This is a genomic window from Nitrospirota bacterium (assembly GCA_016212215.1).
Lineage (GTDB): Bacteria > Nitrospirota > 9FT-COMBO-42-15 > HDB-SIOI813 > HDB-SIOI813 > JACRGV01.
Window position 1 is genome coordinate 1 of sequence record JACRGV010000158.1, and the last position, 7,629, is coordinate 7,629.

A 7,629-nucleotide genomic window follows, 5' to 3' on the forward strand; every position below is an offset into this window, starting at 1 on the left:
AACCCCACCCTCACCCGGACCCTCTCCCTGAGGGAGAGGGTGCTTAGTTTTTATCCCCTCCCCTTCAAGGGGAGGGTTAGGGTGGGGATGGGGTTGATTTTCGGATGAACCGTCATGAACCAGGGTTCACAAAGGGCCATGAAAATCAGCGGGACAAGAAAGTCCCGCCTATCCTCATAGAAATGGATAGGCGGGGTTTTCTTACCCCGCCGGAGGAGATTTTCGGATGAATCCACATGAGCCTTCGGCTCACAAAGGTTGATGAAAATGAGGCCCCCTCCCCCGTGCCCCCCTCCTGCCTCCCCCCGCAAAAGAGGGGGGAGGAATTTGGAAGGAATTTAATTGCAGCCCTCCGGCAAGGGGAGGGGAGATATGAAAGATTGCCGAAGATTCCCCCTCCCTTGACGGGAGGGGGTTAGGGGGAGGGTGAGCTATGGTGATTTTCGTATGAAGACTTCATTAAACATAAATATCGCAGGAATATCATTATCCAACCCTGTTATGCTTGCCTCCGGTACGGCAGGGTATGGGGAAGATATTTCCGAACACTGTGACCTTAACAAGGTCGGGGCAATAATAGTAAAGGGTATTGCACTGAAACCTACTTATGGTAACCCTCCTGTTCGTATATGTGAAACACCTTCGGGAATGCTGAATGCTATCGGGCTTCCAAATATTGGGGTTGATGCATTTATAAGAGACAAGGTACCTTTTTTAAGAAAATTTGCAACAAGGGTGATTGTAAATATATTCGGTTCAACCATTGAGGAATATGCTGAAGTTGCAGCCCGTTTTAATGGGGTAGAAGGGGTTGACGCACTTGAGGTCAATATATCATGCCCTAATATAAAAGAAGGCGGGATTGCATTTGGAACTGACCTTGATTCCACCAAATTGGTGGTACGGGCTGTCAGAAGCGCAACAACACTGCCGGTAATAATAAAATTGTCCCCCAATGTAACTGACATAGCCTCTTTTGCAAAGGTCTGTGAGGAAGAGGGGGCAGATGCATTATCAGTCATTAATACCCTGATCGGAATGTCCATTGACACTGAAACATGGAGGCCCAGGCTCGGCAATATAACAGGAGGACTGTCCGGCCCGGCAATCAGGCCGGTTGCAGTAAGGATGGTGTGGCAGGTTTGCAAGTCTGTAAACATACCGGTTATAGGAATGGGCGGTATAGTAACTGCAAATGATGCAATTGAATTCTTCCTTGCAGGGGCAAGTGCAGTTGCAGTCGGTACTGCTAACTTTATAAACCCGAATGTCTCTATAGAGATTGTTGAGGGAATTGAGAAGTACATGGAATCAAGAGGGCTTATGTCTATAAAGGAACTTATAGGGGCATTAAGGATATAAAGCAGAAGTAAGAAGCAAGAGGTAAGATTGCTTTTTATTGCATAAGCTGATAAACAGGTCATTAACGTGGTACTCACATAGGTTGATGAAAATGAGTGGGACAAGAATGTCCCACCTATCCTCATAGAAATGGATAGGCGGGGTTTTCTTACCCCGCCGGAGAGGATTCTCACATGAACTTAATTACACTTACAACAGACTTCGGCTACAAAGACCCTTTTGTCGGGATGATGAAGGGGGTTATATACAACATCAATGATTCAGCAACTATCGTGGATATTACCCATGGGATTACAAGCCAGAATATTCTGGAAGGTGCGTTTATCATCAGCAAATCTTTCAAATACTTTCCTGACAATACTGTTCATGTCGTGGTTGTTGACCCGGGCGTGGGGAGCAACAGGCGGCCTCTGCTCATAGCATCATCAGGTCACTATTTTGTAGGCCCTGATAATGGTGTGTTTTCAATGATAATTGAGAATGACCCGTATTCAAGGGTGTTTGAGGTGACAGAAGAAAAGTATTTTCTTAAAAGTGTCAGTTCTACTTTTCATGGCCGTGACATATTTGCACCTGTTGCCGCATGGCTATCTAAGGGATTCTCAACAGGCTCCTTCGGCAGGGTTATTGAAGACTACTCAAAGATAAAGATTCCTCCTGTTGAGAGAAGACTGTCTAAGGTAAGCGGGTCTGTAATCTATATTGATATTTTCGGTAATATAATTACCAATATCCCGCGAGGCGTTGTGGATGAACTTCTACAAAAGGGTATATCACCTTCCAATGTTCACATAGATATCTGCGGACATAAAATCTCCGGCATCAGGAAGTGTTATGCAGACACAAAAGAAGGGGAACAGGGCATAATCATAAACAGCTTTAACCTCATTGAAATCTACACATATTCAGGAAATGCAGCCACAAACCTAAATGCACACAAGGGTGATACGGTTGAGATTAGTTTTTGAAGTTGCTATTATCCTGAATCCGGCATTTAACTACTGATATACACAGATAAACACTGGCTGGGGGACGAGGAGTCGAACCTCGATAGACAGATCCAGAGACTGTCGTCCTGCCTTTAGACGATCCCCCAATTGTTTAACAGGAGAGACTTTACACTAAAAGCATATCTTATGTCAAGAATCCCATCGCGATGTTCCTGAGCAAATCAGGTGAATTGTTTAGGCTATAATCTGATGAACTATTGTGGCTGTAATTATGGCGGCAACAGCGACTGTGACAACAGTTATTCCAATGTCGAAGAGATCAAATACTGAAAAAGGGTTAAACATTCTATTCACCTCCTTAAGTGATAGTTATATCAATCTTTATGAGTGTTACTATAACTGATGGAAGATTAAAAAAAGATTAAAGAGATTCAGATTTAAATGGTTGAAGTATTATAAGGAGGATAGCAACAATTGCATAACATATTGCAAATTCTGTTGCAGCGCCGAATGCAAATTTATAGGTGAGTCCTGAACTCGTCAGTGTATATGCATGTATAATCCCGAAATACGACATTACTGCCGCACTTGCCGCCCACAGTGCCGCCTTCCAATATTCATGTTCAATTATGTAGACAGACATGGCGGCAAGGATCATTGATGTGAAGATAAATCCCTGACTGAGTGATATGGTGCCGTTTATGGGCAATATCCCCTGAAATGATCCGTTGCTTAAGGTGGTAAAAAGGTTTGTACCTGCTGCCCGCAATCCCGATTCAACCATATTCAGCCCCCATGCAGCAAGTGCAGGGACTATGCCGACGGCAACTGCGAGCGCATGGTGCTTTGGTGTTTCCTGGAATGCATGGGCAGTGATTATGATACCAATCCATAATAGTATCCCAACACCGGCCTCAAGAGGAATAAGTTTCAATACTGCATCCATTGTGCCGGTAAGGCAGATTAAAGAGATGAATATACCGTTTAATAATGAGTAACCGGTTCTGGCCCCAAGCATTTTCCAACCGGGGTGACCAATATAGATGGTTGTTGGAAAACAACTGCCCAGAAAAGAGGCGGCAATTGTTCCGATACCGTTTACAAGTAGCGAAGGCATTGTCTCAAACTTATCACCTGCAGCCTCAGCACTCTCAAGATTCTGGAGTGAACCAATTACATTAAAAAGCCCCATCGGAATTATTACTGACATGTACCGCCAGACATATTCACTCCAAAGCATACTTAACACATCACCAACTACCGGAACAGGAAGATGGAAGGATGCTTCAATACCCTTTGTCCAGTCAGGATGAAAATAATCGGTGAATCCTGATAGATTAAGTATCCATGCTATAGCAGTACCGACTACAACCGCAAGAAATCCCCCCGGAATTCCCCACGGAAGTTTTACATGGGACATATAATAAATAAGGATGATTGCCATTGGGATAAGTGAGATGGCAGGTTTTGAGAATATCTGGAATGTGAAGTCCATTGAGATAAATGTTATGGCAATCCCGGCAAGTGTTGATAACAGTGCGGCCCGCGGAGTAACCCGGCGTATCCAGTTGCCGGTAAATGCCCCAATAACCTCAATCACCCCGCTGAATAGGCATGCAACAAGCCCGATCTTCCATGCAAGTATAGGGTCTTTAGTCTCCTGATAAACAGGCCCCATAATGAAGAAAATAAATGCAAACAGGCTTACTGTATTTATACCGTAAGGCAGGGCAGTAACGTCATCTCTGCCGGTTCGGATGGCAAGCCTCCGTGCCTGAATAGAATAAAAGATATTCCCGATGACAATGGATATTGCTGCCCCGGGAAGCACATAACCAAAAATTATCTCCTTAGGAATCCCTGCAACCGCACCGGCCAAAGGGAGTATCAGCATGAGCTGTATGAGATTATCAATGAACAGCCCGAAGAACCCATCCAAATCTTTTCTGACAAACCAAGGGTAAGAAATTTTCACGACCTCCTGTTATGACAATTTAAGAAAATATTTATAGCATAGTACCCATCTTAAATAAAGAGGAAGATGAGAAGTCCAACGAAAAAACCACCCTAACCTTAATCCTCTCCCTGAGGGAGAGGAGATTTCCCTCCCCTTCAAGGGGATGGTCAGGGTGGGGATGGGGTTATCTTAGGATGAACTCCTATGAAACGGGGTTTCACAAATGGCCATGAAAATCAGCGGGACAGGAATGTCTCGCCTATCCTCATGGAAATGGATAGGCGGGGTTTTCTTACCCCGCCGGAGGGATTTTGGGATGAATTTTACATGGCACTCTGTTATAATTTCAAATTATGCACCAGGAAAAAAGACAAAGGCTGCCGGAGTGGCTCAAGGTGAGATTGCCGGCAGGGAATACATACTCTGAAGTAAATAGATTACTTAAATCATCAAGATTGAACACGGTCTGCAAGGAGGCAAACTGTCCTAATATCGGAGAGTGCTTTAATCAGAGGACTGCAACATTTCTTATACTTGGGGATGTTTGCACAAGGGGATGCAGGTTCTGCAATGTTACAAAGGGACAGACTAAGTCTGTTGATTATGAAGAACCTGAGCGGGTTGCACAAGCAGCAAAGGATATGGGGTTAAGGCATGTTGTTGTGACCTCAGTTACAAGGGATGACCTGCAGGACGGCGGGGCAGGCATCTATGCTCAGACAATTTCCATGATTCGTAAGCATAATCCGGAAAGTACAGTTGAAGTACTAATTCCCGATTTCAGAGGGTCAATAGAATCCTTCAATATAGTGTTAAATGAGTCACCTGATGTCTTAAACCATAATATTGAAACAGTCCCAAGGTTGTATAAAATTGTGCGGCCGGGTGCAATATATGAACAGTCCCTTTATCTTTTAGAGCATGTTAAAAAGAACAGACCTGATATATTAACAAAATCCGGGATAATGTTAGGGTTAGGCGAGGAACTTAAAGAAGTCGTTGAAGTAATGAAGGACTTACAGAATGTAGGTTGTGAGATATTGACTATAGGGCAATATCTGAGTCCAGGTAAAAGACATCTCCCGGTAGAACGATATTATTATCCGGATGAGTTTGATGAACTAAAGAATAAAGGGTTAGAGCTTGGATTCAGTCATGTAGAGGCCGGACCGCTTGTGAGAAGTTCATATCACGCAGTGGAACATTTTACACCGCTTGACAAACCTTGCTAAATCATTTAATTTCTATCATCTACAAAACAGGACAACATTCAAAATATACGGCGGTGTAGCTCAGTCGGCTAGAGCAGAGGTTTCATAAGCCTCCTGTCCGGGGTTCGATTCCCTGCACCGCCACCATATTAAACTCATTAATTAATATGCATCTCCGCCATCTGTTTTGTTTTATGTATCCTAATGCACTCAAGTCTACGGAGCTACCCCCTTGTCAGATGCCTGTATTTAATCCTGTGGGGCTGGTCTGCGGCTGCGCCGAGGCGGGTCTTCCTGTCTGCCTCGTATTCTGAATAGTTTCCTTCGAACCAGACCACCTTGCTGTCGCCTTCATAAGCAAGTATGTGGGTTGCTATACGGTCGAGGAACCAGCGGTCGTGGCTGATGACAACGGCACAGCCGGCAAAATTTTCCAGTGCCTCTTCAAGTGCGCGCATGGTATTTACGTCTAAATCATTGGTGGGTTCATCAAGCAGAAGGACATTGGCCTCTTCCTTCAGCATACGTGCAAGATGGACGCGGTTTCTCTCACCGCCGGAAAGTGTCGAGACCTTTTTCTGCTGGTCACTTCCTGAGAAGTTATAACGGGCAACATAAGTGCGTGAGTTAACCTCCCTTTTACCGAGCTTTACAACATCCAGTCCGTCAGAGATAACCTCCCATAATGTCTTATTGGGATTAAGGTCATCACGGCTCTGGTCAACATAAGCAAGTTTTACAGTTTCCCCTGTCCTGAATGTTCCTGAGTCAGGCTTCTCTTGTCCTGTTATCATCCTGAAGAGTGTGGTCTTTCCTGCACCGTTCGGTCCTATAATCCCTACAATCCCGCCTGGAGGCAGTGAGAAGGTCACCCCTTCCATAAGGATATTATCCCCGAATGCCTTACTTACGTTATTTGCTTCAATAACAACATTACCAAGACGCGGCCCAGGTGGTATGTAGATTTCCATATCTTTTACCCTCTTTTCTGTATCCTGACTAAGGAGGGTCTCATAAGAGGTGATACGGGCCTTTGATTTTGCGTGGCGTCCTTTTGGAGACATCCGTATCCATTCAAGTTCCCGCTGAAGGGTCTTCTGTCTCTCGCTCTCTGTCTTCTCCTCCTGCTGTAGGCGGTTACTCTTCTGCTCCAGCCATGACGAGTAATTCCCTTTCCATGGGATTCCTGCACCGCGGTCAAGTTCCAGAATCCATCCGGCAACATTGTCGAGGAAGTAACGGTCATGAGTAACTGCTATTACTGTTCCTGCATAATTTTGCAGATGGTGCTCAAGCCATGCCACACTCTCGGCGTCAAGATGATTGGTAGGCTCATCAAGAAGAAGGATGTCCGGTTTTTTCAAAAGTAATCTGCATAAAGCAACACGCCGCCTTTCCCCGCCGGATAGCAGCTTTACAGGTGTATCTCCCGGAGGACATCTCAGTGCATCCATTGCCATCTCAAGACGTGAGTCCAGTTCCCATGCGTCCATTGCATCCAGTTTCTCCTGAACCTTTCCCTGAAGTTCAATGAGCTTATTCATCTCATCATCTGACATGGGTTCAGCAAATCTTTCATTGATTCTGTTATATTCTTTCAGGGCATCTACAATTTCCTGTGCACCTTCTTCAACAATCTCCTTCACGGTCTTACTGTTATCCAGTTCCGGTTCCTGGGCAAGTAAACCGACGGTATATCCCGGCGACAGAACAGCCTCGCCATTGAATTCCTTATCCTTCCCTGCAAGTATGCGGAGGAGTGAGCTTTTTCCTGAACCGTTGAGACCGAGTACCCCGATCTTTGCCCCGTAAAAATATGAGAGATAAATATCTTTCAGTACGGGCTTCTTATCATAAAACTTGCTTACCCCTATCATGGAGTAGATAACCTTGTTTGGCTCTGTGCTCATTTTTATTCAAATCCTTTCGTAAGGGTTAATACAGTTTTCAATGGTTTTTTAGACTAAGGGTCTGTCATAAAATAACCTATACATTTATGCATCTCATCTTCCGGCCATCTTTGTGTGCTCCTCAATCGCAACCCCTCAGCGTAGATTCAACTACGCCTTCGGGTTTGCTCAATCGGTCGCACTCAATCCTGACCGAAATCTGAGCGCCTAAATGCACAAGTTATTTCATGACAGACCCT

6 protein-coding genes and 2 tRNA genes are annotated in these 7,629 nt (G+C 44.8%); 5 read left to right on the forward strand and 3 right to left on the reverse strand.

Features of this window, described 5'->3' with window-relative positions:
• Nucleotides 1-447: 447 nt before the first annotated feature.
• Together HZA08_14265 and HZA08_14270 are read left to right on the forward strand one after the other, a co-directional pair.
• On the forward strand, nt 448-1,362 hold the full coding sequence (locus HZA08_14265) for a dihydroorotate dehydrogenase (GenBank protein MBI5194583.1): 915 nt from the start codon (nt 448-450) through the stop codon (nt 1,360-1,362).
• Nucleotides 1,363-1,535: 173 nt separating this feature from the next.
• The gene (locus tag HZA08_14270; protein ID MBI5194584.1) at nt 1,536-2,330 is read left to right on the forward strand and encodes an SAM-dependent chlorinase/fluorinase; all 795 of its coding nucleotides are present in this window, start codon (nt 1,536-1,538) and stop codon (nt 2,328-2,330) included.
• 54 nt (nt 2,331-2,384) lie between these two features.
• On the opposite strand, the gene HZA08_14275 is transcribed toward HZA08_14270, so the two are convergent.
• Both HZA08_14275 and HZA08_14280 read right to left on the reverse strand, forming a co-directional pair.
• Nucleotides 2,385-2,458 (reverse strand) — tRNA-Gln (locus HZA08_14275).
• A 275-nt stretch (nt 2,459-2,733) separates the two neighbouring features.
• Nucleotides 2,734-4,281, reverse strand: coding sequence for an NCS2 family permease (locus HZA08_14280; GenBank protein ID MBI5194585.1), 1,548 nt, complete (start codon nt 4,279-4,281; stop codon nt 2,734-2,736).
• Between the two features lie 192 nt (nt 4,282-4,473).
• Between HZA08_14280 and HZA08_14285 the strand changes: the two genes are divergently transcribed.
• The 3 genes from HZA08_14285 (at nt 4,474) to HZA08_14295 (ending at nt 5,627) form a co-directional block, all read left to right on the forward strand.
• Nucleotides 4,474-4,668: a hypothetical protein gene (locus HZA08_14285; GenBank protein ID MBI5194586.1), complete on the forward strand. Its 195-nt coding sequence runs from the start codon at nt 4,474-4,476 to the stop codon at nt 4,666-4,668.
• Nucleotides 4,623-5,501, forward strand: a complete 879-nt coding sequence (gene lipA / locus HZA08_14290) for a lipoyl synthase (protein ID MBI5194587.1) — start codon at nt 4,623-4,625, stop codon at nt 5,499-5,501. Before HZA08_14285 ends, lipA begins: the two co-directional genes overlap by 46 nt.
• A 49-nt stretch (nt 5,502-5,550) precedes the next feature.
• A tRNA-Met gene (locus HZA08_14295) sits at nt 5,551-5,627 on the forward strand.
• A 77-nt stretch (nt 5,628-5,704) separates the two neighbouring features.
• On the opposite strand, the gene ettA is transcribed toward HZA08_14295, so the two are convergent.
• Complete coding sequence (gene ettA, locus HZA08_14300; GenBank protein ID MBI5194588.1) at nt 5,705-7,390, reverse strand: energy-dependent translational throttle protein EttA; 1,686 nt, start codon at nt 7,388-7,390, stop codon at nt 5,705-5,707.
• Between the last annotated feature and the right edge of the window lie 239 nt (nt 7,391-7,629).